The sequence below is a fragment of the Streptomyces sp. RKAG337 genome, assembly GCF_023701715.1.
GTDB lineage: Bacteria > Actinomycetota > Actinomycetes > Streptomycetales > Streptomycetaceae > Actinacidiphila.
This window is the reverse complement of record NZ_JAJOZA010000001.1, coordinates 4,693,329-4,716,852: the sequence shown is the minus strand read 5'-3', so window position 1 is coordinate 4,716,852 and position 23,524 is coordinate 4,693,329. Positions and strand designations below refer to the sequence as shown.

Below are 23,524 nucleotides of genomic sequence, written 5' to 3'. Positions count from 1 at the left end.
GTCCCGCTGACCTTCCCGCTGCGTTCCCGCCGACGTTCCCCGCCGGGGACCCGGGGGCGCGGTAGCGTTCGAGAGGCGTTTCCCGCTCTCTCTTGGAGGCTTGTGACCATGGCAACCACCCGCACCGCGACCACCCAGTGGAAGGGCGCCCTCCTCGACGGCTCCGGCACCGTCTCCCTCGACACCTCCGGTGTCGGCACCTACGAGGTCTCCTGGGCCTCGCGCGCCGAGGTGGCCAACGGCAAGACGAGCCCCGAGGAGCTCATCGCGGCCGCGCACTCGTCCTGCTTCTCGATGGCCTTCTCGCACGCCCTCGCCGGCGCGGGCACTCCGGCGGAGCTGCTCCAGACGCAGGCCGACGTCACCTTCCAGCCGGGCGAGGGCATCACCGGCATCGTCCTGTCCGTGAAGGGCACCGTGCCGGGCATCACCGCCGAGGCGTTCGAAGCCCTCGCCCAGGACGCGAAGGCCAACTGCCCGGTCAGCCAGGCCCTCGCCGCGGTGAAGAACATCACCCTCAAGGCCGAACTCCTCGCCTGACACCGGCTCTCCGCCCGGACCCGCCCCGGCGCGGTGCGCCGGCTCTCCCCCTCCCGAGAGCCGGTGCGCCGCGCCGGTGCCGGTCCCGGGGTCAGTGGCGGGTCACCCGGACCTCCCATTCGCCGGCGGAGTCACGGCCCAGCACCCGGACCGTGAGGCCCGCGGCAGGGTCGTTGAAGACCTCGCCCACGCGGAAGGGCGCGTCGTTGAGGGAGTTGAACGATCCGCTGCTGAAGTCGCAGGCGCTGCTGGTGGGATGGGCGTCCCGTACGGTCACCGGGCCGGCGCCGGAGTCGATGTCGGTACGGACCTGGTAGACGAGTACGCCCTCGCGGCAGGCCTCAGCGTCGTTGCCCGACGCCTGCCGGGCCTCGATCACATAGGCGCGGGTCCGCCCGTACGGAACGACAACGGCCTTGCGGCCACCTGTCAGTGACACGGCGCGCAGCGCGTACGTCCATTCGCCGCGCACCGAGGCGCAGGCGATCTGGGTGTCGTCCAGCCAGCCGAGCCGCCATTTGTGCCAGGCGAGCAGGTCGCCGCCCAGACCCCAGTCCAGGGACATGCTGTCCCACTGGCCCGCCAGGGTGTCGGTGCGCTGGAAGTCGTCGGAGGCGTAGAGGTCGGGCAGGCCGAAGGCGTGGCCGTTCTCGTGGCCGAGGACGCGGGAGCCCGACTGGTCGTGGCCGTAGATCAGCGAGACCCGGTCGAGCCGGGCGCCGTCATCGGTGGTGGCGGCCGAGGCGCCGGTCCAGGTCACCGACAGGACGGCCTCGTCGGCGGGCGGACCCGCGTTCGGGGTGACGAGGATGTTGACCAGGTCGTAGCCGCGGAAGTCGATGTCCCGGTCGGCGACCTGGAGCAGGTCGCGCATCATCGCGGTGTGCGCGTCCCAGCCGTACCCGCGGCCGATCCCGTACGAGGAGAACGGCCGTGGCATGCGGATGTAGCGCATCACGGGCGTCGACTCGTAGTGCAGCTTTCCGTACGAGCCGCGGTCGAACCACTGCTGGACGGCGGGGAAGAACTCCGCGTACCGCTCCTTGGCGCTGTAGGGCGCGGGCGCGTCGGAGAAGTCGATGAACAGGGTCAGGGCCCGCACCCGGCCGGTCGACGGGGCGAACTCACTGCCCACCCCGCGCGCGGCCCGGTCGGGGAAGCCCTCGGACATCGCGGTGCCCGGTGTCGCGCGCAGCGCGCACGGCCGGGCGGCCGTCGGCGGGGAGTAGGCGGCCTGCGGCCCGGTGGTGGCCGTACTGGCCACCGCGAGCAGCGCGACCGTCCCGATGGCGGCGGCCTTCAGCCCCGCTCCGGGCATCCACGGTATTCGCCCGTCCGTCGCCACGGCGCTATCCCTCGCTGACCTTGACGGCCCAGGAGCCGTCCAGGGAGCGGGAGGCGACCGTCACGCGGACCCGGCCCGCGTCGTAGGAGTAGGACTCGCCCACGCCGAGCGGCGCGTCGGCCAGCTGCGGGTAGGCGGAGCCGTCGTGGCAGGCGGAGGTGGCGGGGTGGCCGTCGAGGACGTCGACGGGGCCTTCGCCGGACTCGGTGCCGGAGCGCACCTCGTAGAGCAGCACGCCCTCCCGGCACAGCCCCACGTCGTTGCCGGCCGAGGTGCGCGCCTCGATGGCGAGCGCGGTGCGCTGCCCGGTGCGGACCACGACGAGCTTGCTGCCGCCCGCGGTCTCCAGCGGTGTCAGTTCGTGCCAGGTGGTGCCCCGCCGGGACACGCACTGCACCTGGCTGTCCTGCAGCCAGCCGAACTTCCACTTGTGCCAGGCGAACGGCTCGGGGGCGAGGCCGAACTGGCTGCCCATGAGGTCCCAGTCGCCGACATGGGTGTCCCAGTCGGCGTCGCTGCCGATGGCCGGCCTGGAGTACAGGTCGGGGAGGTCGAAGACATGGCCGGTCTCGTGGGCCAGCACGTTGTGGTCCGGGGGGTGTTGCTCGAACACCGTGACCAGCCGCCGCAGATCGGTGCCGTCCGCCCGCATCGGGGTGGCGAGGTTCACGACCTTGGTGGCGTCCGCGTCGACGCCGGGAGCGTCCGGGTCCGCGACCAGGTAGACGAAGTCGTAGGCGGAGAAGTCCACCGTGGGGTCGGCCACCGCGATCGCGTCCCGCAGGTACCCGGTGCGCAGATCGGGGTCCCAGTCGCGCCGGATCCCGTAGTCGGTGGAGTTCCGCGGCATCTTGATCCAGTGATCGACGGGGTGGTCGCGCAGCTGGAACTGCCCGTACGAGGCACGGTCGTAGAAACGCGAGGTCTCCGGGAAGTGGTCGGCGGCGACCTCTTGGGTCGTCAGGGCCGGCACGGCGTCCGGAAACGAGAGGAAGATCATCACGGCGTCCAGCGCCGTGCTCGGCCGGGGGTACGAGGCGTTCCACGTATCCACTCCTTCGGAGTGGTGGGCCGTGGTGCGCGGCAGGGCGCAGTCCCCGCCGGGAGCGGCGGCCGCGGTGGGCCCCGCGACGAGCGTCCAGGCGACGACGGCGGCGAAGACACTCGCCGCCGCCGCCATCGCGCGCAGGGGTCGCCGCCGCGCCCGTATGAGGATGCCTGACCGCCGCACATGGACCTCCGGGGAGGAATCGTGAGCCCGTTCGGGACACCTTCACCACGTTGCTATGAATTGCGACGTTATGTCCTGTTGAGTTGCTCCGCCCGGGGTGATTCCGTCGTCATTACTGTGCGTAATGGCCTATCCGAATCGGTCAGTTGCTCGCCGCATTCGTGCAGAAACGATCAATCCGTCAGCTTGCGTGCCAAGAATCACCACGACGGCGCTGGATCAGCCGCTCCGCCAGCGCCTATGATCGCCACCGAGACCAGCGCGACACGGGGAGCGGGCAATGGGCGGACCCTCGGGCGGCCCCAGTGCCGAACCCGACATCACACCGGTAATCCTCACGCTGAGTAACGGTTCCCCTCCGGGGCCGCCCGGCCCCACGGCCGGTGAACCGCGCGACTACCGCGCCGCCTTCACCGCGGCCCGGCTGCCCATGGCGCTGGTGGACCGCGACGGCTGGGTGCTGGAGGCCAACCAGGCGCTCGGCGCGCTCCTCGGCACCAGCCCCGCCGGGCTCGCCGCCCGCGTCGCCGCCGGACTGCTGGGCCTGGCCGACGACGATCCGGTCCGCACCGCCTACCGTGAGGTGCTCGGCGGCCGCCGCGACCAACTGCGCTGCACCCGCCGCATCAAGCGCCGCGACGGCGGCTCCCTGTGGGCCGAGGTGACGCTCTCCGGCACCGGAAGCGCCTGCGGGACGGCGCTGCTGTCCGTCGAGGACATCGGCGAACGCCACAGCCTGCGCGAGCAGTTGCGCCATCTGCAGATGCACGACTCCGTCACCCGGCTGCCCAACCGGGCGCTGTTCTTCGAGCGGCTCTCCGCCGCCCTCGACGGCGCCGGCAGCAGGACCGGCCGGATCGGGCTCTGTTACCTCGACCTCGACGGCTTCAAGGCCATCAACGACACCCTCGGGCACCGGATCGGCGACCAGCTGCTCGCCGCCGTCGCCCAGCGGCTGCTGACCTGCGCGGAGCCCGGCGGCAACCTGGTCGCCCGGCTCGGCGGCGATGAATTCGCCCTGCTCGTCCGGGACTCCACCGGCACGGGACAGGCCACCGTGCTCGCCGAGTCCGTACTCACCTCACTGCAGCGGCCGTTCGACGTGGACGGCCAGCGGCTCGCCGTGTCGGCGAGCATCGGCGTGGTCGAGCGCGAGGTGGCCGGCAGCTCCGCCACCGGACTGATGCAGGCCGCCGACACCACGCTCTACTGGGCCAAGGCCGACGGCAAGGCCCGCTGGACGCTCTTCGACCCCGAGCGCAACGCCCACCGCATGACCCGGCAGGCGCTGTCCAGCACGCTGCGACAGGCCGTGGAGCGCGGGGAGTTCATCCTGGAGTACCAGCCGCTCGTCGGGCTCGACAGCGGTGTGCTGCGCGGCGTCGAGGCGCTGGTCCGCTGGCAGCACCCGCACTTCGGGCGGCTGGCGCCGGACCGTTTCATCGGCCTCGCCGAGGAGAACGGCTCCATCGTCCAGCTCGGCCGCTGGGTGCTTGCCGAATCGTGCCGTCAGGCGCGGGTCTGGCAGAAGGACCACCCGGACGACCCGATCTTCATCAGCGTCAACGTCGCGGTCCGGCAGGTCTGGGACTCCGACCTCGTCGCCGATGTCGCCGCCATCCTGGAGGAGACCGGGCTGCCGCCGGAACTGCTGCAGCTGGAACTCACCGAGTCCGCCGTCATGGGCTCGGCCGGCCGGCCGCTGCAGGCCCTGCACGCGCTGAGCGAGATGGGCGTGCGGATCGCCATCGACGACTTCGGCACCGGCTACTCCAACCTCGCCTACATGAGCCGGCTGCCGGTCTCCGCCCTCAAGCTCGACGGTTCCTTCGTCCAGGGCTTCCGCTCGGCCGAACACCCCAACCCCGCCGACGAGACCATCGTCGAGGCCTTGGTGGAGCTCGCCCACCGGCTCGGTCTCACCGTCACCGCGGAATGCGTCGAGAACGCCGAACAGGCCGAGCGGCTGCGGCGGATCGGCTGCGACACCGGTCAGGGCTGGCACTACTCCCGTCCCGTCGCCGCCGAGCGGATCTCCGAACTGCTCGCGGGCTGACGCCGGGCGGCCGCTGCCAGGCCCGTGTGGCCCCTGTACCCGCACATGCCGGAGCCCGCGTCCGTGGGGGGAAGGGACGCGGGCTCCGGATGGGGCGGTCAGGTCAGCAGGCGCCGAGGTCCTGCCACACGCCCCATTCGCCGGTGGTGCCGGGCTCCTCGCCCGTCGTCCACCACTTGGCCTTCCAGTTGTGGCCCTTCCAGGAGACCGTTCCGCTGGCACTGGTGTAGACGGCGGAGGAGCTCCAGGCGGCCGCGGCGCAGGTGCCGGTGGGCGGCGTCGTCGGCGGGGTGGTGGGAGGCGTGGTCGGAGGCGTCGTGGGCGGAGTGGTCGGCGGGGTGGTCGGAGGAGTCGTGGGCGGGGTCGTCGGCGGTGTGGTGCCGCAGCCGCTCGCGGAGCCGCCCACGGCGGTGTTGATCTTGTTGAGCAGCGTGGTGCCGGTGTCCAGGTCCAGCAGCGAGTACATCATCGCGCCGGCCAGTCCGCGGCAGTGCGCGTAGTCCGCGCGGGCCTGGATCGACTGGGCGTTGAGACCGGTCCAGAACTCCGTGCCGTTGTAGAAGTACGAGGACTTCGACGCGTCGTCCCAGAAGGTGGTCGCGGGGTTGTCGACGATGCCGCCGAGTTCCTTGTAGTACGCGATACCGGCCGTGGCGCTGAGGCTGCGGGCCGGGGCGGGGCCGGTGGCGGGCTGGCCCAGACCGTGGTTGGCACCGGCGGGAACGCCCGTCCAGCCGCGGTAGTAGAGCTCGTAGCCCAGCGTCAGCTTGTTGGCGGGGAAGCCGCCGGCGATGCCGTAGGCGGCGTTGCCGTCGAGCCAGGCGTTCACCGCGTTGGTGATGTTGTACTTCTCGGTGCCCGGCGCGATCGGGTCGGTCGGGTCGGTGGCCGACGGGACGAGCGGCGACTGGTGGTAGACCGGTCCGTCGGTGTCCCAGGCGCCGTGCATGTCGTAGGTCATGATGTTCGCGTAGTCGAGGTACTGCCCGACCTTGTTGGTCTCGATGTGCGAGATCTTGTCCTGGCCGGCCGGCAGCGCGGCGGTCAGCAGCATCTTCTTGCCGCCGTTGGCGGTGCCGTACGCGTCGAGCTGCTTGCGGAACTCGGCGAGCAGCAGCGTGAAGTTCTGCTTGTCGGCCGCGTCCACGTGGTTGCCGAGGTGGCCGCCCGTCGAGCCCGGGTACTCCCAGTCGAGGTCGATCCCGTCGAACACGCCGGCCGCGGAGCCGGGGCCGCCGAAGCCGCCGTCGACGGGCAGGTTGCCCTTGATGTACTGGTCGATGCAGGACGTCACGAGCTTCTTGCGGCTCGCGTCGGTCTTCGCCGCGTCCGAGAAGTACTTGGAGTACGTCCAGCCGCCGATGGAGATGTCGACCTTCAGCTTCGGGTACTTCGCCTTGAGCTTCCGCAGCTGGTTGAACGCGCCGGTGATCGGCTGGTTCCAGGTGTCGGCCACCCCGTCGACGCTGTCGGCCGCGCCGAAGGACTTCTGGTAGTCCGCGAAGGAGTCGCCCGCGCCGTCACCGGCGCTGGGGTTGTTCTCGTCCTGCGAGGCGGCCTTGTTGGCCTCGAAACAGGTGAGGTCGGTCGGGTGGATGTTCCCGAACGAGTAGTTGATGACGTCGAGCTTGCTCGCGATCCCCCGGGTGTCGAGGTCCTTGGGGTAGAAGGCGTTGCCGTACACGCTCCACTGGTCGTAGTAGGCGATCTTCACCCCGCCGCTGCTCGCGGCCGCGGCGGCCGGCTGGGCGTCGGTACCCGCACTGCCCGCGGCGCTCGCCGGGGCGAGTCCGCCGACGAGCGCGGTGATCGCGCCGAGGGCGAGGGCCGCACTGGTGGCGGCAGCCACGAGTGATCTTTTCTGGAGCTGCACGAAAGACCTCCGGGGGGAGAGGGAGGAGCAGGGGGCTGCGCACTGAATAGCGCCCTTGAGATGCTCCGGTCAATGGTCTGAACCAGACTTAGGACTAGACCAATTGACGTGTCAGCTACCCGCCAGAAACCCCCTCCGGCCAGCGAAAAGCCGCCTGTCGCAGGTGCTGACAAGCGGCTTTAGCCTGAGTTAAGGATCCGGAACATGTCCCTCCGGGAGACGAACCACGCCCCTTCGGGAAACCCGTTTTTAACCGCCGGGGCGTTCGGCGGGGCGATCGGCGGTGCGGGCTCGGGGTCGCCCCGCCGGGTCGTTCCGAGTGCCCTACGACTCGCCGCCGGGCAGCCCGTAGGCGTCCGCGATCAACGCGTAGGACCGCAGACGGGCGGCCGGCGTATGGGCGTTGGCCGTGATGATCAGCTCGTCCGCACCGGTCCGCTTCACCAGGGCGTCGAGCCCGTCGCGGACCTCCTCCGCACCGCCGTGCACCACATTGACGAGCCAGGAGTCGATGAACTCCCGCTCCAGGGCGCTGAATTCGTACGCCTCGGCCTCCTCGGGCGACGGGATGAGCCCCGGCCGCCCGGTGCGCAGCCGCAGCATGCCGAGCGCACCGGTGAGCACCTGGCGGCGCGCCTCGGCGGGGTCGTCGGCCGCGAGGGCGGAGACGCCGATCGCGGCGTACGGGCGGTCCAGGACCGCGGACGGGCGGAACGATTCGCGGTAGAGCTCCAGCGCGGGAACGGTGTTGGCCGCCGAGAAGTGGTGCGCGAAGGAGAACGGCAGGCCGAGCGCGCCGGCCAGCCGGGCGCTGAAGCCGGAGGAGCCGAGCAGCCAGACCGACGGACGCGACGCGGACTGCACCCCGCCGGCGACGGAGCCCTGCACCGGTCCGGGGATCGCGTGGATGCGCGCGTAGCGGTGCCCGTCCGGGAAGTCGTCGTCCAGGAACCGGGTCAGCTCGGCGAGCTGCTGCGGGAAGTCGTCGGCGCCGTCCGGGCGGTCGGTGCGGCGCAGCGCCGCGGCGGTGGCGCCGTCGGTGCCGGGCGCGCGGCCCAGACCGAGGTCGATCCGGCCGGGGGCGAGCGCCTCCAGCGTGCCGAACTGCTCGGCGATCACCAGCGGGGCGTGGTTGGGGAGCATCACTCCGCCGGAACCGAGCCGCAGCGTGCGGGTGAACGCGGCGAGGTGGGCGAGGATCACCGCAGGGGAGGAACTGGCCACACCCGGCATCGAGTGGTGCTCGGCGACCCACATCCGGTGGAATCCGCGGGCCTCGGCGAGTTCGGCCAGTTCGACACTGGCGCGCAGGGCGTGGGTGGCGGTCAGCCCGCTTCCCACGGTCGCCAGGTCGAGCACGGACAGCGGCACGGGCGCGCTGCCACGGGCTGCTCCGCGGATGTCATCGGTGGTCTGCGGTTCGTCTCCCACGGGGGGCGCCTCCTCGGTCATGTATTCGCCTGCGGCAACTGGAACCGGAGACGCACTCCGGTTATTCCCGGCCGACCATCACCCGACCATCGGCCGACCCGCACCCCGCCCTCCATCCCGATCACCCCTCGACCAGGCCCATGGCATATGCCGATACGACGCTTTCCTGCATATACGCACGAAGCCCACCGATCGGCCGGTCAACGGCCTCTACCTTCAACGCCGTTACGGCTATCGTGGGAAGCGGCTCGGCTGTCGGGTCCGATCGGTACGCCCATCGGCCGTGACCAGCAGCTACAGCCGTGACGTACGGCACGCCGCACCGGACGCGAACGGCACACCTGCAGGGGGATTCCGTGGCGCTTGAGTACCGACAGATCGCGCCGGTGTACGCGGTCCAGTACGCGCTGCGCGTACTGGAGGCCGTCGACCACCACCGGCACGGCGTGACGGCCGAGCAGCTGGCCCGCGAGATCGGCGTGCCCATCGGCTATCTCTCGCAACTGCTGGCCATGCTCAAGCGCGAGCGCTATCTCGCGTTCCTGCCCGGCGGCGGATACGTGACCGGCGAATCCCTCGTGCTGCTGGGCGCCGCCGACCGTGAGCAGGCGCTCGCCGACAAGCTCAACAGCGTCCTCAACGAGCTGCGCGACGAGGTCGGCGCCGCCGTCTATTTCGGCCGTTACGACGACGGTGAGGTGACGGTGGTCGACGTGGCGGACGGGCCGGCCACCCCGCGGGTGAACGAATGGGTGGACTTCCGCTCCTCCGCGCACGCCAGCGCGGTCGGCAAGTGCCTGCTCGCGCAGCTCGACCACCGCGGCCGCCGCGAACACCTGTCCCGGCACCGGACCGCGCGCCTCACCTCGCGCACCGTCGTCGACGAGAAGGCCCTGCTCTCCGACCTGGAGAGCCGGCCGGCCAGCCACCCCATGCTCGACCTGCAGGAATACGCGGTCGGCACGGTCTGCGCCGCGGTACCGCTCACCATCGGGAAGACGGTCGCCTGCCTCGCGCTGTCGATGCCCACCTCCCAGGCGCACCGCCTCAAACCGGCCGTCGACACCCTGAACGAACGCGCGGCCCCGGTGCTGCTCTCGCTCAGCTTCTGACCCACCAGGACCGGCCACTACCCGGTGTACGACACGAAGAAGGCCCCCCGCTTCCGCGAGGGGCCTTCGACCGTCTGTGCGCCGTCAGGGACTCGAACCCCGGACCCGCTGATTAAGAGTCAGCTGCTCTAACCAACTGAGCTAACGGCGCGTGCTGACATGGAAGATCGTACCCGATCCTCCGGGGTGCTCAAAAACCGGCGGCGGATCTCCGCCAGGCGGGATCCTGCCAGGCCGTGCCGGTGCGCGGCGCGGCTCCGGGCCGATAGATCATGTGCATGACGCCGATAAGACGCCGCGCCTCCCTGCTCGCCAGCGCCACCGCGCTCGCGCTCAGTACCGGACTCCTCCTTCCCACGACCCCCGCGACCGCCGCCCCCGGCGCCACCCCGCGCCCCGCGGCACCGCAGCAGGCCACCACGTACGACATCACCCTGGTCACCGGGGACGTCGTGCACTTCGCCGACGGGGCCGGCAACCAGGACACCGTCACCGTGGACCGCCCGCACGGCGCCCCCGGCGGCGTGCACGTCCAGCAGGCGGGCGGTGAGACCTACGTGCTGCCGGACGAGGCGCTGCCGCTGATCGCCGCCGGCAAGCTCGACCGCCGGCTGTTCGACCTCACCGCGCTGGTGAAGATGGGCTACGACGACGCCCGCTCCGGCGGCGTCCCGATGATCGCCACCTACACCGCCGCCGCCCGCGCCGCCCGGTCGCTGCCCGCCGCCCCCGCCGGCAGCACCACCACCCGGCAGCTGCCGAGCATCGGCGGCGCCGCGCTCAAGGCCCGGAAGAAGGACAGCCGCGCCTTCTGGCAGGACGTGGTGGCCGCGCCGGCCGCCGCGGCGAAGGCACGGTCGCTCGACAACGGCATCGACAAGCTGTGGCTGGACGGCCGGGTCGAGGCGAGCCTGAAGGAGTCGGTACCGCAGATCAACGCACCGCAGGCCTGGGCGCAGGGCTACGACGGCAAGGGCCGGAAGGTCGCCATCCTGGACACCGGGATCGACGACACCCACCCGGACCTGAAGGACCAGGTCTCCGCCGAGCAGAGCTTCGTCCCCGACCAGCCGGTCACCGACCGGAACGGTCACGGCACGCACGTCGCCTCGACGATCGCGGGCACCGGAGCCGCCTCCAACGGCGACTACAAGGGCGTCGCGCCCGGCGCCAAGCTGCTGATCGGCAAGGTGCTCTCCAACGAGGGCTCCGGCGAGGACTCCTGGATCATCGCGGGCATGGAGTGGGCCAAGGCCCAGGGCGCCGACGTGGTCAGCATGAGCCTCGGCTCGCCGCTCCCCGACGACGGCACCGACCCGATGTCACAGGCGGTCGACAACCTCTCGGCGAACGGCGGACCGCTCTTCGTCATCGCCGCCGGAAACGCATACGAAGCCGGCTCCATCGGCTCTCCCGGCTCCGCGGCCGCGGCGCTCACCGTCGCCGCCGTGGACAAGCAGGACGGCCGCGCCGACTTCTCCAGCATGGGCCCGCTGACCGGCTCGTACGCACTGAAGCCGGACATCTCGGCGCCCGGCGTCGACATCACCGCCGCCCGCTCGCAGGCGCTCGCCTCCGGCAGCGGCATGTACCAGACCATGTCCGGCACCTCGATGGCCACGCCGCACGTCGCCGGCGCCGCCGCGATCCTCAAGCAGCGGCACCCCGACTGGAGCGGGCAGCAGCTCAAGGACGCGCTGATGAGCTCGTCGAAGCAGCTCACCGCCTTCACCCCGTACGAGATGGGCACCGGGCGGGTCGATGTGCTCGCCGCCGTGGACTCCACGGTCCAGGCCACCGGCTCGGTCGACGCCGCCGTCTACAAGTGGCCGCACGCCGGTGCCACGAGCACCACGCGCACCATCACCTACCGCAACAACGGCACGGCGGACGTCACGCTGAACCTCGCGCTGGACCCGGCCGCCCAGGCGGCCGGCGCCTACACGCTGTCCGCGAAGACGGTCGCCGTCCCGGCGGGCGGCACCGCCGCGGTCACCCTCACCCTCGACCCCACGACCGTCCCGGCCGCGACCACCTTCTCCGGCCAGGTCACCGCGACCGACGCGGCCGGCGGCAAGGCCGTCGCGCACACCGGCTTCGCGCTCACCAAGGAGCAGGAGCTCTACGACTACACGATCAAGCTGACCGGACGCGACGGGAAGCCGGCCGCCGGCACCGTCGTCCTCGCCGAGAAGGACAACCCGTACCCGTCGCCGCTCGACGTGGCCGGCGAGCGCACCCTGCGGCTTCCGCCGGGCACGTACATGGCGTACGCGGAGCTGGAGGTCACCGGTGACACCCCGGACTCCCGCGGCCTGGCGGTGCTCACCGACCCCGGGACGGTGCTCACCAGGAACACCACGGTGACGCTCGACGCGAGCACGGCGCACAAGGTCAGCGCCCGCGTCCCGCAGGAGACCGAGCAGCGCCAGCTGCACCTGGACCTGGCCCGCACCTTCTCCAACGGCAACCTCATCCGCGACGCGTACATCGTGCCGCCGGCGGTCGACACCATCTACGCCGCGCCCACCCGGAAGGTCACCGACGGCACCTTCTCCTTCGTGACCCGCTGGCGGCTCGGCGAGAAGCAGGTCGACGCCTCGGCGCACGGCCGGGACCTCGAACTGCTGCCGCAGGCCGGCGCCACCGTCCACGACGGCTCGGCCGAGCTGCGCGTCGTCACCGCGGGCAAGGGCGCCGCGGCCGACTACGCGGGTCTGGACGCCAAGGGCAAGGCCGTCGTCATCACCCGCGGCGACGACGTCTCCCCCGCCGACCGCGCCGCGAACGCGGCCAAGGCGGGCGCCAAGCTGCTGATCGTCGTCAACGACGGCACCGGCCGGCTCTCCGACTACTACGCGGACGACGCGGGCACCAGCACCCCGCTCGGCGTCGTCTCGATCATGCGCGACGCGGGCGCCCGGCTCGTCGCCGACGCCAGGGGCGGCAGGCTCACCCTCGACGTCACACAGCGCACCGACCCGCGCTACCTCTACGACCTGCTCTCCCAGCAGGACGGCGCGATCCCCGACCGGTCCCTCGCCTACACCCCCGACCCCAAGCGGGACCTCGCCCGGATCGACGCCAAGTACGACGGCGACCGGCAGCGGGCCGGCGGCGGCTTCCGCTACGACATCCCCGCCTGGGGGCCGGGCATCGGCTTCACCGAGAAGGAGTCCTACCCCGGCGTGCGCACCGAGTACGTCTCGCCGCAGCACGGCACCGGCTTCTGGTACGAGGACCACGCGGTCTACAAGCCGGACTACTCGGACGAGCTGTTCGAGATGCGCGGCGGCAACGACCACTTCACCGCGGGCCGGCACTACTCCACCGAGTGGTTCGGCGGGGTGGTGCGACCGCGTCTGGGCCAGGCGTTCTGGGGTCCGAACCGCAGCGTCTACAACGACATCCAGTTCAACATCACGCCGTGGACGGACGCGGGAGCGGGCCACTCCGGCTCGATGCCGCCGGACGAGTACGACACCACCACGTACACCGGCTACCAGGGCGACACCGTGATCGCGAAGGGCACCGGCCGGGCGGGCGGACTGTGGAACGTGTCCCCGCAGACCCTCCCGTACCGCCTGGTGCTGGACTCCGCACGGGACGCGAAGGAGTGGAAGAGCTCGATCCGCACGCACACCGAGTGGGGCTTCGTCTCCGGCGCGATTCCGCAGGACGGACCCTGGCAGGAGGACGTCAAGCTGCTGCAGCTCGACTACGACGTACCCACGGACACCGCGGGTGACGTCAAGGCCGGGCAGTGGACGCGGATCGGTCTCTCGTCCGCCACGCAGCAGTGGCTGGCCGGCGTGACGAAGGCCACCAGGGCGACGCTGTCGGTCTCGTACGACGACGGCAAGACCTGGGCGCCGACCCTCCTGGTCAGGACGGGCGACGGTTCCTGGACCACGCTCGTCAGGACGCCGAACAAGCCCGGCGGCGCGGTCTCGCTCAAGGCCACCGCCCAGGACGGCAAGGGCGGCACCGTCAGCCAGGAGATCATCCGCGCCTTCGGCCTGCGCTGATCCCGGAGCCGATCCCGGGAGCGATCCCGGCGGCTGATCCCGGCGTGCTCGCCGCACGCCGATCATGACGCGGGGCCGGAGGGGAGGATGGTCATCAGCACCCCCTCCGGCCCCGTATGATTGACCCGTAGGCGCCGTTAGCTCAGTTGGTTAGAGCAGCTGACTCTTAATCAGCGGGTCCGGGGTTCGAGTCCCTGACGGCGCACAGCAGAACACCAAAGGTGCTCTTCCTCCGGGAAGAGCACCTTTGGTCGTTTCCGGCCGGTTGTTCCGGCCGCGACCCGCACGGCGCAGGCCGGCGCGCGGGGGGCCCGGTGAGGTGGTCGACTGGTCCGGTGTCGCAAAACTCCCCCCATAGGAGCCCCGCATGGCGATCCTCGTGATCTTCGAATTCCCCGGTATGACCCAGGCCGACTACCAGCAGAGCGTCGTCAAGGTGACCGGTGGCCGTGACACGGTCAAGAACTCCGCGGACTGGCCGGTGCCCGGCCTCATCTCGCACACCGCCGCCCCCACCGCCGACGGCTGGATCGTCGCCGACGTCTGGGAGTCCGAGGAGGCGTTCCAGAAGTTCGGCGAGATCATCGTGCCGATCCTGACCGAGATCGGCATCAAGGACGCGCAGCCGAAGACCTACCCGGTGTTCAACCTGGTGACCCCGTAGTCCCGGCATCCGGATCGAAGGCCCCTCGCGGAAGCGGGGGGCCTTCCGGGTTCCGCGGCACTGCGGGCCGCCTGCCTCAGCGGGCCGGCTCCGGCAGGATCTGGCGGGGGACGGTTCTGGGGTGGCCCGGGCGGCTCCATTCGCGGGGGTAGCCGACGGAGACCTCCTCGAAGCGCACCCCGTCGTACCAGGCGGTCCGGGGAATGTGCAGATGGCCGTAGACCACCGCGCTCACCGTGAACCGCCGGTGCCAGTCGGCCGTCCGCTCGGTGCCGCACCACTGGGCGAACTCCGGGTAGTGCAGGATCCGGGTGGGCTGGCGGACCAGCGGGAAGTGGTTGACCAGGACCAGCGGGAGGGCCGGATCGCAGTCCCGCAGCCGCCGCTCGGACTCCTTCAGCCGGGCCCGGCACCAGGCGTCGAGGCTCGGGTACGGATCGGGATGCAGCAGGAACTCGTCACTGCACACGATCCCGGACTTGTACGCCTGGGCGAGCGACTCCTCCTTGTTCGCGGCGGTGTCGGTGCGGAACGTGTAGTCGTAGAGGACGAACAGCGGCGCCACGACGGCCGGGCCGCCCGCGCCCTCCCAGACCGGGTACGGGTCCTCCGGGGTGAGCACGCCCAGCGAGCGGCACATCTCGACCAGATGGCGGTAGCGCGCCTCGCCGCGTAACTGGACCGGGTCCTCGGCCGGGGTCCACAGGTCGTGGTTGCCGGGCGCCCACACCACCCGGGCGTATCTGCCGCTGAGCAGGGTCAGCGCCCACTCGATGCCGTCCGTCAGCTCGCCCACGTCGCCCGCGACGATCAGCCAGTCGGTGTCCGACTCGGGGCGCAGGCCCTCGACGATCTTCCGGTTCTCCGCGAACGCCACATGCAGGTCGCTGATCCCCCAGAGCTTTCCATCCGGCATATGCAGACGGTAGGCGGATCCGGGCACGGGCGGTACCCCGCCCAATGGGTGATCCTGGCCTACGCCGGGCGCGCCGGTCCCCCGTGCCGCCCGGGCGGCGGAAGTGTTCGCCGCGTGCTCGCCCTGATCGCCGCCCACTTCGTGCTCGCCGCCTGCGCCACCCCTCTGGTGCGGTGGCTCGGCCGGCGAGCCTTCCTCGTCCTCGCGCTGGCACCGGCCGCCACGACGGTGTGGGCGTTCACCCAGTGGGCGGCCGTCGCCGACGGCGCGGTGCGCACCGAGCAGTGGCGGTGGGCGCCTGCCCTCGATCTGAGCATCGCACTGCGGCTCGACGCCCTCGGGCTGCTGCTGACCGTGCTGGCCGGCGGCGTCGGCACGCTCGTACTCGTCTACTGCACCGGCTACTTCGGCGACGACGAGCCGGGACTGGCGAACTTCGCGGGCGCCCTGACCGCCTTCGCGGGGGCGATGCTGGGGCTCGTCCTCGCCGACGACCTGATCCTGCTGTACGTCTTCTGGGAACTGACCACCGTCTTCTCGTTCCTGCTCATCGGCCATCTGTCGGAGAAGAAGGCCAACCGGCGCTCCGCGCTGCAGGCGCTGCTCGTCACCACGGTCGGCGGCCTGGCCATGCTCGTCGGACTGCTGATGCTCGGTCAGGCGGCCGGTACCTACCGGATCTCCGTCCTCGTCGCGCATCCGCCGCCGCTGGGCGGCACGGCGGTGCCGGTCGCCCTGGTGCTGGTGCTCGCGGGAGCGCTGTCGAAGTCCGCGATCTGGCCGTTCAGTCTGTGGCTGCCCGGTGCCATGGCGGCGCCGACGCCGGTCAGCGCCTATCTGCACGCGGCGGCCATGGTGAAGGGCGGCATCTATCTCGTCGCCCGGTTCTCCCCCGCCTTCGCCGCGGTCGCGCCCTGGCGGGGTGTGACGCTGACGCTCGGCGCCGCCACGATGCTGCTCGGCGGCTGGCGGGCGCTGCGCGAGACCGACCTCAAGCGGATCCTCGCCTACGGGACGGTGAGCCAACTCGGCTTCCTCACCGCGCTGGTGGGGGCCGGGTCCCGGTACACCGCGCTGGCCGGCACCACCATGCTGCTGACGCACGCGCTGTTCAAGGCGCCGCTGTTCCTCGTGGTCGGCATCGTCGACCACGCCACCGGGAGCCGCGACATCCGCCGGCTCGCCGGTCTGGCGCGCGCGATGCCGGTGGTCTGCGGCACCGCCTGCCTCGCCGGTGCCTCGATGGCGGGCCTGCCGCCCTTCCTCGGCTTCGCCGCCAAGGAGGCCTCTTTCGCCGCGCTCTGGGCGGGCGGCACCGCCGACCGCCTCACCCTCTACGCGACCGTCGCCGGATCGGCCCTGACCACGGCGTACACCCTGCGCTTCCTGTACGGCGCGTTCGGTCCTGCCACGTCGCCCGACCTGCCGCGGGCGACCGCGCACGGCGGGCGGACGACAGCGGCCCTGTTGGCTCCCACCGCGCTGCTGGCGCTGGCGGGCCTGGTGCTGGGCCCGGGGGTGGGCCTGCTGGCGCCGCTGATGGAGCGCTACGCGGCCGCGTTCCCGTCCCGGGGCACCCCGTACCACCTGGCCCTGTGGCACGGCGCCGGCCTCCCGCTCACCCTGTCGGAGATCGCGTGGGCGGCCGGTGTGGCGCTGTTCGTCGTTCGGAACCACCTGGTCCGCTGGGGCAAGCGGCTGGCGCTGCCGAGCGCCGAGGCGGCGTTCGCCCAGATCCTGTGGCAGACCGAGCGCTTCGCGCTGCAACTGACCGGGAGCATCCAGCGCGGTTCGCTGCCGGTCTATCTCGGCACGGCGCTGCTGGTCTTCTCCGGCGCCGAGGCGGCGGCGCTGTTCACCGACCGGCCGTGGGCGTGGGGCGGCTCGCCACACCTGTGGGACGACGCGGGCCAGATCGCGGTGGCGGCCGCCGTGGCGGCGGCGGGCGTGCTGTGCCTGCCGACCCGGCAGCGGATGAAGGCGGTGGTGCTGGCCGGCACGACCGGTTACGGCACCGGCGTGCTGTTCGTGCTGCAGGGGGCGCCGGACCTCGCGCTGACGCAGTTCACGGTGGAGACGACCAGCATCGTCGTGTTCGTCCTGGTGCTGCGCCGCCTCCCGCACCGCTTCCCGCCGACGGCGACGGCCTGGCGCCGCGCCCTGCACGCCGCGCTCGGCGTCACCACCGGGACGCTGGCGGCGGGTCTGACGTATCTGGCGGTGGCGGCCCGCCGGCATCCGTCCGCGGGCGCCGCCATGGTGGCCGAGACCGCGCACGACGGGCTGAAGAACGTGGTCGCGACGATCCTCGTCGACCTGCGGGCCTGGGACACGATGGGCGAGTCGGCGGTGCTGGCGGTCGCGGCCGTCGGCGTGACGAGCCTGGTCTATCTGCGCCGCCGGGCCGGTGCGCTGCCGCGCGTGCCGGAGGACGGCGGCACGGCGGGCGTGTGGGCGTCGGAGGTGCGGGCCGGGCCGCGCGCGGCGCCCGAGCGCACCTGGCTGGCGGCCGGTGACACCCTCGACCCCGACCGGCGCTCGGTGGTCTTCGAGGTGGTGGCGCGGCTGGTCTTCCACCCCATCCTCGTCCTCTCGCTGTATCTGCTGTTCTGCGCTGAGAACCTGCCGGGCGGCGGCTTCACGGCCGGGCTGGTCGCGGGGCTGGCGCTCGTCGTGCGGTATCTGGCGGGCGGGCGCTACGAGTTGGCCGAGGCGGCGCCCGTCGACGCCGGGTTCCTGCTCGGCACCGGCCTGATGATCTCCGTCGGAACGGGTCTCGGCGGGCTGGTGCTCGGCTCCGACGTCCTGGACAGCGGGGTGTTCCACACCCCGCTGCCGCTCTTCGGCGAGGTGCACGTCCCCAGCTCCGTGCTCTTCGACTTCGGCGTGTACCTGCTGGTCCTCGGGGTCGTCCTCGACGTGCTGCGGAGCCTCGGCGCGAAGATCGACCAGCAGATCGAGCGCGAAGAAGCCCGGAGGAAGGCATGAACGCCACCGTCGCCCTGATCGCCGCCGGCGGGGTGCTGTTCGCCTGCGGGACGGTGCTGCTGCTCGCCCGCCCGCTGACCCGCATCCTGCTCGGCGCCGTCCTGCTCGGCAACGGGGTGAACCTGCTGGTGCTGGCCACCTCGGGCCGTTCGGGGAAGGCGCCGCTGCTGTCCCCCGGCACCGATCCGGCGGTCGTCTCCGACCCGTTCCCGCAGGCGATGGCGCTGACCGCGATCGTGATCACCCTGGCGCTGACCGCGTTCCTGCTCGCGATGGCGTACCGCAGCTGGCAGCTGACCGGCAGCGACGACGTACAGGACGACGTCGAGGACATCCGGGTCGCGCTGCGGGCCGAACACGAGGGTACGCGCGCCGAGTTGCGGACGGTGATCCGCGCGGACCGGGCCCGGCAGGCGCGGGCCGAGGACTCCGAGGACCTCGACGACGAACTGTGGGACAACGTGCTGGGGGCCGACCGATGAACGCGACCGCACTGCTGCCGCTGCCCGTCGTCCTCCCGCTCTTCGCCGCGGGCCTCAAACTCGCCGTCGGACTGCGGCTCCCCCGCATCCAGCGGTTCATCAGCGCGGCCGTCCTCAGCGTGGTGCTGGCCGCCTCCGTCACGCTGCTGGTGGCGGCCGACCGGGACGGCCCGCAGGTGATGCACGCGGGCGGCTGGCCGGTCCCGATCGGCATCGCGCTGGTCGCCGACCGGCTGTCGGCGCTGATGCTGGTCGTCTCGTCCGCGGTGACGCTGTGCGTGCTGGTGTACTCCATCGGCCAGGGCATGGCCGACCGCGACGAGGCGACGCCGCTGTCGGTCTTCCACCCCGCGTATCTGATCCTCGTCGCCGGGGTCTCCGACACGTTCCTGTCCGGCGACCTGTTCAACCTCTACGTCGGCTTCGAGATCATGCTGACCGCCAGCTACGTCCTGCTGACGCTCGGCGGCACGGCGGCCAGGATCCGCGCCGGGGCCACGTACATCGTGGTGTCGCTGCTGTCCTCGGTGCTCTTCCTGGTGGCGATCGGCATGGTCTACGCGGCCACCGGCACCATGAACCTCGCGGAGCTCTCCGTGCGGCTGGCCGATCTGCCCGCCGGGATCCGGCTGGTGCTGCAACTCGCCCTGCTCACCGTCTTCGGCATCAAGGCGGCCGTCTTCCCGCTCGCCGCCTGGCTCCCCGACTCCTACCCGACCGCGCCCGCGCCCGTCACCGCCGTCTTCGCGGGGCTGCTCACCAAGGTCGGCGTGTACTCGATACTGCGCACCCAGACGCTGCTCTTCCCCGGCACCCGGCTCGCCGAGCCGCTGATGCTGATCGCCCTGCTGTCGATGGTCGTCGGGATCCTGGGCGCGGTCGCGCAGACCGACCTCAAACGGCTGCTGTCCTTCACCCTCGTCAGCCATATCGGGTACATGGTCTTCGGCATCGCGCTGGCCTCCCGCGGCGGCATCGCGGGCGCGGTCTTCTACGTCGCCCACCACATCACCGTGCAGACCACGCTCTTCCTGGTCACCGGGCTGGTGGAACGCCGGGGCGGCACCACCGATCTGCAACGGCTCGGCGGGCTCGCCAAGATCTCCCCGCTGCTCGCCGCCGTCTTCTTCGTGCCCGCGATGAACCTCGCCGGGATCCCACCGCTGTCGGGGTTCCTCGGCAAGCTCGGACTGCTGCGCGCGGGGGTCGCCGACGGCGGCGCCTGGGCGTATGTGCTGGTCGGTGGTGGTGTCGTGACCAGTCTGCTGACGCTCTACGCGCTGATCAAGGTCTGGAACCTGGCCTTCTGGCGGGCCGCGCCGCCCGATCTGTGCGCCGACGGCACCGTGCTGGAGACGGACGACAGCGACGACCAGGACGACTCCGACGAGGAGACCCTGATGCCCGCCGGGCGCCCCGAGTCGGCGTCCCTCAGCGGCCGTTCGATCACCACCACCGCCGCGCTCCCCCGCACGATGCTCGCCGCCACCATGGCGCTGGTCGCCCTCGGGCTGGCCTACACCGTGCTGGCCGGCCCGCTGACGGGGCTCGCCGACCGGGCGGCCGGCGAGCTCCTGTCACGAACGCCCTACGTACAGGCGGTTCTGGCGCACTGACGCGGGGATCACTCGCCGGTCAGCGGTCGTGAATCGTGTGCGTCGCCGCGATCTGCTTCCAGGACTTCGGCTCCGCCTGCGGTGCGGCCGGGGCGGCACGGAGCGCGCCGGCCTTCGGGGCGGCCGGCGGCGCCGCGGGCTTGGCCGCGGTGAACAGCCAGGTCTCGAAGAGCGGGCCGAGCTTCTTCCCGGAGATCTTCTCGGCGAGCTTCTGGAACTCCGCGATGGAGCCGTTGCCGTACTGGTGCTGGGCGGGCCAGGCCTTCAGCAGGGCGAAGAACGCCTTGTCGCCGATCTTGTTGCGCAGCACCTGGATGGCGACGGCGCCCCGGTCGTAGACGGCGCCGTCGAACTGGTTCGCCGCACCGGGGTCGCCGGGCTTGACCGTCCAGAACGGGTCGTCGGCCGGGTGCTGGCTGTAGACCCAGTCGGCGAGTTCCTGCGCGGTGCCCTCGCCCTCGTGCTCGGACCACAGCCACTGGGCGTAGCTGGCGAAGCCCTCGTTGAGCCAGATGTCCGACCAGCGGGAGAGGGAGACGCTGTCGCCCCACCACTGGTGCGCCAGCTCATGGACGATCACCGAGGGGTTCGCGCCCCCCGCGAACTGCGCGGGGCTGTAGAAGACCCGGCCCTGTGTCTCCACGGCGTAGTGGGTGGGCACGTTGGGGGCGTATCCGCCGGCGGCGCTGAACGGGTACGGGCCGAAGTAGCCGCTCTCCCAGTCGATGATCTCGCCGGTGCGCTCGATGCTGGCGCGGGCGGCGCCGTCGTTGTCGCCCAGGTCCTTGCTGTAGGCGTTGATGACGGGCAGGCCGTTGGCGGTGGTGTTGCGGGTGATGTCGAACTTCCCGACCGCGAGGGTGGCCAGGTACGTGGCCTGCGGCTTGTTCTGCCGCCAGTTGTAGCGCGTCCAGCCGAGCTTCGAACTCTGCGAGACCAGTACACCGTTGCTGATCGCGGCCGAGCCGTCGGGGACGAGCACCGAGACGTCGTAGGTGGCCTTGTCCAGCGGGTGGTCGTTGCTGGGGAACCACCACCAGGCGGATTCCGGCTCGTTGGCGGCGACGCCGCCGTCGGGGGTGCGCTGCCAGGACGTGAAGCCGTAGCGCTTCACCTTGCCCGGGACGCCGGAGTAGCGGACGACGACGGTGGCCTGCTGGCCCTTGGCGAGCGGGGTGGCCGGGGTGATCTCCAGCTCCTGCTCGCCGCTGGTGGCGAACTTCGCGACCCGGCCGTTGACCCGGACCTCGCTGACGTCCAGCGCGAAGTCGAGGTTGAAGCGGGTCAGTCCCTGGGTGGCGGTGGCCAGCAGGGTGGCAGTGCCCTCCAGTTCGTCGGTGGCGGGCTGGTACTTCAGCCGCAGGTCGTAGTGGGAGACGTCATAACCCCCGTTCCCGTACGTCGGGTAGTACGGGTCGCCGATGCCGGGCGCGCCCGGTCCGGCGTCGGCGGCGGTTGCCGGGATCGCCAGCAACAGGCCGGCGGCGCTCACGGCGGAAACGATCGCTCTCTTACGCACAGGGGTCCTCCAGCGCGGGGTGAGTTCGGACACCCCGACCCTAGGAACCAGCGGTGTGTCCCAGCTACCCCTTCACCCACTGCTGTCTCAAGACCTTCACCGTGCGCAACACAACGTCTCAAAACACCGTCCGGCGCACGCCCGCCGTGACGCCGGCTCAACCTGTCTTCAACGCCGCCTTCATCATCGCCCGCGCGATCGGCGCCGCCAGCCCGTTCCCGCTGACCTCCGAGCGGGCAGCGTCCGACTGCTCGACGACCACGGCGACCGCGACCTGGTGGCCCTTGCCGTCGTCGGCGTAGGAGACGAACCAGGCGTACGGCGTCCCGCTGTTGTTCTCGCCGTGCTGGGCGGTGCCGGTCTTCCCGCCGACCTCGACACCGCTGATCTTCGCGTTGCTGCCGGTGCCGTTGTCGACGACGTTGACCATCGCCTTGCGCAGCTTCGCCGCGGTGTCCGCGCTGACCGCGCGGGTGCTCTCGCCGTCCGGGTAGGACTGCAGCACGGTGCCGTTGCCGTCCGTGACCTGCGAGACCATGTGCGGGCTCGCCAGCTCGCCGCCGTTGGCGAGGGCCGCGACGACCATGGCCATCTGCAGCGGGGTCGCGGTGTCGTCGAACTGCCCGATGCCGGACAGGGCGGTCTGCGCCTTGTCCATGCCCTTCGGGTAGACGCTCTTGGCCGCGCGCACCGGGATGTCCAGGCCGTCGGTGTTGAAGCCGAACTTCTCGGCGGCGGCGCGCACCTTGTCCTGGCCGAGGTCGACGGCCATCTTGCCGAAGACGTTGTTGCAGCTGTACTGGAGCGCGGTGTTGATGCTCGCGTTCTCGCAGGGAGCGGACGCCGACTCGTTGGCCAGCACCCGCGAGGTGCCGGGCAGCGGGTACGGGTTCGGGCTGGCGGTCTTCTCGTCGATCGACGAGTACAGCCCGTTCTCCAGGGCCGCCGCGGCGACGACCAGCTTGAACGTCGACCCCGGGGGGTACGCGGCGCGCAGCGCCCGGTTGAGCATGGGCTGGTCCTTGTCGGCCTGCAGGGCGCTCCATGCCGCGCCGTCGGCCTTCGAACCGCCCGAGATCTTCGACGGGTCGTAGCTGGGGGTGCTGACCATGCCGAGGATCCGGCCGGTCGCCGGGTCGATGGCGACGGCTGCGCCCTTCTTGTCGCCGAGCCCCTTGAAGGCGGCCTGCTGCACGGCGGGGTCGATGGTGGTGATCACATCGCCCGGCTCGGTGGCCTTGCCGGTGAGCGAGTCGGGCAGGCTCTTCAGCCGCGGGTCGGTGCCGCCAAGGATGCCGCGGTAGATGCCTTCGAGCTGGGTGGCGCCGTAGACCTGCGAGCTGTAGCCGGTGACCGCCGAGTACAGCCCGCCGCCGGTGTACGTGCGCTGGTAGCGCAGGTCGCCGCCGCTGGTGGTGGTGGAGCCGGTCACCGGCTTTCCGCCCACGACGATGTCGCCGAGCGGGTTCGCGTACTGCGCGATGATGTTCCGCCGGTTGTGCTGGTCGTCCGCGAGCGCCCGGCCGTCCACCGCCTGCATCCACGTCACCCGCACCATGACCGCGAGGACGAGCAGGAGGCTGAAGACCGACGCACGCCTGATTGTCTTGTTCATCCCCTGCAAGAACGTTCCAGGGGGATTCGTTGGTTCCGGCGGGTGAGCACAGGTTCCTCACAGGTCGCGGCTCCCGCACGGAACCGCCCCGCTCTGTGAGGATCGCCA

The 23,524-nt window shown here is 71.5% G+C and carries 15 protein-coding genes and 2 tRNA genes; 9 read left to right on the top strand and 8 right to left on the bottom strand.

What is annotated here, in order from left to right; all coding sequences use genetic code 11:
- Positions 1-108 precede the first annotated feature (108 nt).
- Positions 109-540: an OsmC family peroxiredoxin gene (locus LNW73_RS20980; protein WP_250976018.1), complete on the top strand. Its 432-nt coding sequence runs from the start codon at positions 109-111 to the stop codon at positions 538-540.
- A 91-nt stretch (positions 541-631) separates the two neighbouring features.
- Here LNW73_RS20980 and LNW73_RS20975 read toward each other — a convergent pair whose 3' ends face one another.
- Positions 632-1,885 carry a M6 family metalloprotease domain-containing protein gene (locus LNW73_RS20975; protein ID WP_250976019.1) on the bottom strand — a complete coding sequence of 418 codons (1,254 nt, stop codon included), beginning with the start codon at positions 1,883-1,885 and terminating at the stop codon, positions 632-634.
- 4 nt (positions 1,886-1,889) lie between these two features.
- On the bottom strand, positions 1,890-3,065 hold the full coding sequence (locus tag LNW73_RS20970; protein WP_250980175.1) for a M6 family metalloprotease domain-containing protein: 1,176 nt from the start codon (positions 3,063-3,065) through the stop codon (positions 1,890-1,892).
- A 331-nt stretch (positions 3,066-3,396) separates the two neighbouring features.
- Here LNW73_RS20970 and LNW73_RS20965 point away from each other — a divergent pair, with 331 nt between their 5' ends.
- Entirely contained in the window at positions 3,397-5,172 is a 1,776-nt protein-coding gene (locus LNW73_RS20965; RefSeq protein ID WP_285391423.1) for a putative bifunctional diguanylate cyclase/phosphodiesterase, read from the top strand.
- A 103-nt stretch (positions 5,173-5,275) separates the two neighbouring features.
- Here the strand turns inward: LNW73_RS20965 and LNW73_RS20960 are convergent, their stop codons facing one another.
- Positions 5,276-7,021 carry a glycosyl hydrolase family 18 protein gene (locus LNW73_RS20960; protein WP_250990947.1) on the bottom strand — a complete coding sequence of 582 codons (1,746 nt, stop codon included), beginning with the start codon at positions 7,019-7,021 and terminating at the stop codon, positions 5,276-5,278.
- Between the two features lie 348 nt (positions 7,022-7,369).
- Entirely contained in the window at positions 7,370-8,476 is a 1,107-nt protein-coding gene (locus LNW73_RS20955; protein WP_250976021.1) for an LLM class flavin-dependent oxidoreductase, read from the bottom strand.
- Between the two features lie 356 nt (positions 8,477-8,832).
- Here LNW73_RS20955 and LNW73_RS20950 point away from each other — a divergent pair, with 356 nt between their 5' ends.
- On the top strand, positions 8,833-9,588 hold the full coding sequence (locus LNW73_RS20950) for an IclR family transcriptional regulator (RefSeq protein ID WP_250990946.1): 756 nt from the start codon (positions 8,833-8,835) through the stop codon (positions 9,586-9,588).
- Between the two features lie 77 nt (positions 9,589-9,665).
- Here the strand turns inward: LNW73_RS20950 and LNW73_RS20945 are convergent.
- A tRNA-Lys gene (locus tag LNW73_RS20945) sits at positions 9,666-9,739 on the bottom strand.
- A 127-nt stretch (positions 9,740-9,866) separates the two neighbouring features.
- On the opposite strand from LNW73_RS20945, the gene LNW73_RS20940 reads away from it, so the two are divergent.
- The 3 genes from LNW73_RS20940 (at position 9,867) to LNW73_RS20930 (ending at position 14,280) form a co-directional block, all read left to right on the top strand.
- Positions 9,867-13,616, top strand: coding sequence for a S8 family serine peptidase (locus LNW73_RS20940; protein ID WP_250990945.1), 3,750 nt, complete (start codon positions 9,867-9,869; stop codon positions 13,614-13,616).
- A 131-nt stretch (positions 13,617-13,747) separates the two neighbouring features.
- Positions 13,748-13,821: transfer RNA gene (locus LNW73_RS20935), tRNA-Lys, on the top strand.
- Between the two features lie 162 nt (positions 13,822-13,983).
- Complete coding sequence (locus LNW73_RS20930) at positions 13,984-14,280, top strand: hypothetical protein (RefSeq protein WP_250976024.1); 297 nt, start codon at positions 13,984-13,986, stop codon at positions 14,278-14,280.
- Positions 14,281-14,356: 76 nt separating this feature from the next.
- Here LNW73_RS20930 and LNW73_RS20925 read toward each other — a convergent pair whose 3' ends face one another.
- Positions 14,357-15,196, bottom strand: coding sequence for a metallophosphoesterase family protein (locus LNW73_RS20925; RefSeq protein ID WP_250976025.1), 840 nt, complete (start codon positions 15,194-15,196; stop codon positions 14,357-14,359).
- Between the two features lie 114 nt (positions 15,197-15,310).
- On the opposite strand from LNW73_RS20925, the gene LNW73_RS20920 reads away from it, so the two are divergent.
- From LNW73_RS20920 to LNW73_RS20910, 3 genes are read left to right on the top strand one after another with little or no spacing between them, the layout of a single operon-like run.
- Positions 15,311-18,184 (top strand): Na+/H+ antiporter subunit A, encoded by a 2,874-nt coding sequence (locus LNW73_RS20920; protein ID WP_250990944.1) that lies wholly within the window; start codon positions 15,311-15,313, stop codon positions 18,182-18,184.
- Positions 18,181-18,666, top strand: a complete 486-nt coding sequence (locus tag LNW73_RS20915; protein WP_250976027.1) for a Na(+)/H(+) antiporter subunit C — start codon at positions 18,181-18,183, stop codon at positions 18,664-18,666. Before LNW73_RS20920 ends, LNW73_RS20915 begins: the two co-directional genes overlap by 4 nt.
- Positions 18,663-20,282, top strand: a complete 1,620-nt coding sequence (locus LNW73_RS20910; RefSeq protein WP_250990943.1) for a Na+/H+ antiporter subunit D — start codon at positions 18,663-18,665, stop codon at positions 20,280-20,282. The genes LNW73_RS20915 and LNW73_RS20910 overlap by 4 nt, the downstream gene beginning before the upstream one ends.
- A gap of 19 nt (positions 20,283-20,301) precedes the next feature.
- On the opposite strand, the gene LNW73_RS20905 is transcribed toward LNW73_RS20910, so the two are convergent.
- The gene (locus LNW73_RS20905) at positions 20,302-21,801 is read right to left on the bottom strand and encodes a M1 family metallopeptidase (protein ID WP_374118146.1); all 1,500 of its coding nucleotides are present in this window, start codon (positions 21,799-21,801) and stop codon (positions 20,302-20,304) included.
- Positions 21,802-21,958: 157 nt separating this feature from the next.
- Positions 21,959-23,416: a peptidoglycan D,D-transpeptidase FtsI family protein gene (locus tag LNW73_RS20900; protein ID WP_250990941.1), complete on the bottom strand. Its 1,458-nt coding sequence runs from the start codon at positions 23,414-23,416 to the stop codon at positions 21,959-21,961.
- Between the last annotated feature and the right edge of the window lie 108 nt (positions 23,417-23,524).

Bases quoted from the DNA above. Each gene is read 5' to 3' on its own strand.
- LNW73_RS20910 (WP_250990943.1), top strand. From the start codon at position 18,663: ATGAACGCGACCGCACTGCTGCCGCTGCCCGTCGTCCTCCCGCTCTTC.
- LNW73_RS20930 (WP_250976024.1), top strand. From the start codon at position 13,984: ATGGCGATCCTCGTGATCTTCGAATTCCCCGGTATGACCCAGGCCGAC.
- LNW73_RS20980 (WP_250976018.1), top strand. From the start codon at position 109: ATGGCAACCACCCGCACCGCGACCACCCAGTGGAAGGGCGCCCTCCTC.
- LNW73_RS20900 (WP_250990941.1), bottom strand. From the start codon at position 23,416: ATGAACAAGACAATCAGGCGTGCGTCGGTCTTCAGCCTCCTGCTCGTC.
- LNW73_RS20970 (WP_250980175.1), bottom strand. From the start codon at position 3,065: ATGGCGGCGGCGGCGAGTGTCTTCGCCGCCGTCGTCGCCTGGACGCTC.
- LNW73_RS20915 (WP_250976027.1), top strand. From the start codon at position 18,181: ATGAACGCCACCGTCGCCCTGATCGCCGCCGGCGGGGTGCTGTTCGCC.
- LNW73_RS20925 (WP_250976025.1), bottom strand. From the start codon at position 15,196: ATGCCGGATGGAAAGCTCTGGGGGATCAGCGACCTGCATGTGGCGTTC.
- LNW73_RS20965 (WP_285391423.1), top strand. From the start codon at position 3,397: ATGGGCGGACCCTCGGGCGGCCCCAGTGCCGAACCCGACATCACACCG.
- LNW73_RS20940 (WP_250990945.1), top strand. From the start codon at position 9,867: ATGACGCCGATAAGACGCCGCGCCTCCCTGCTCGCCAGCGCCACCGCG.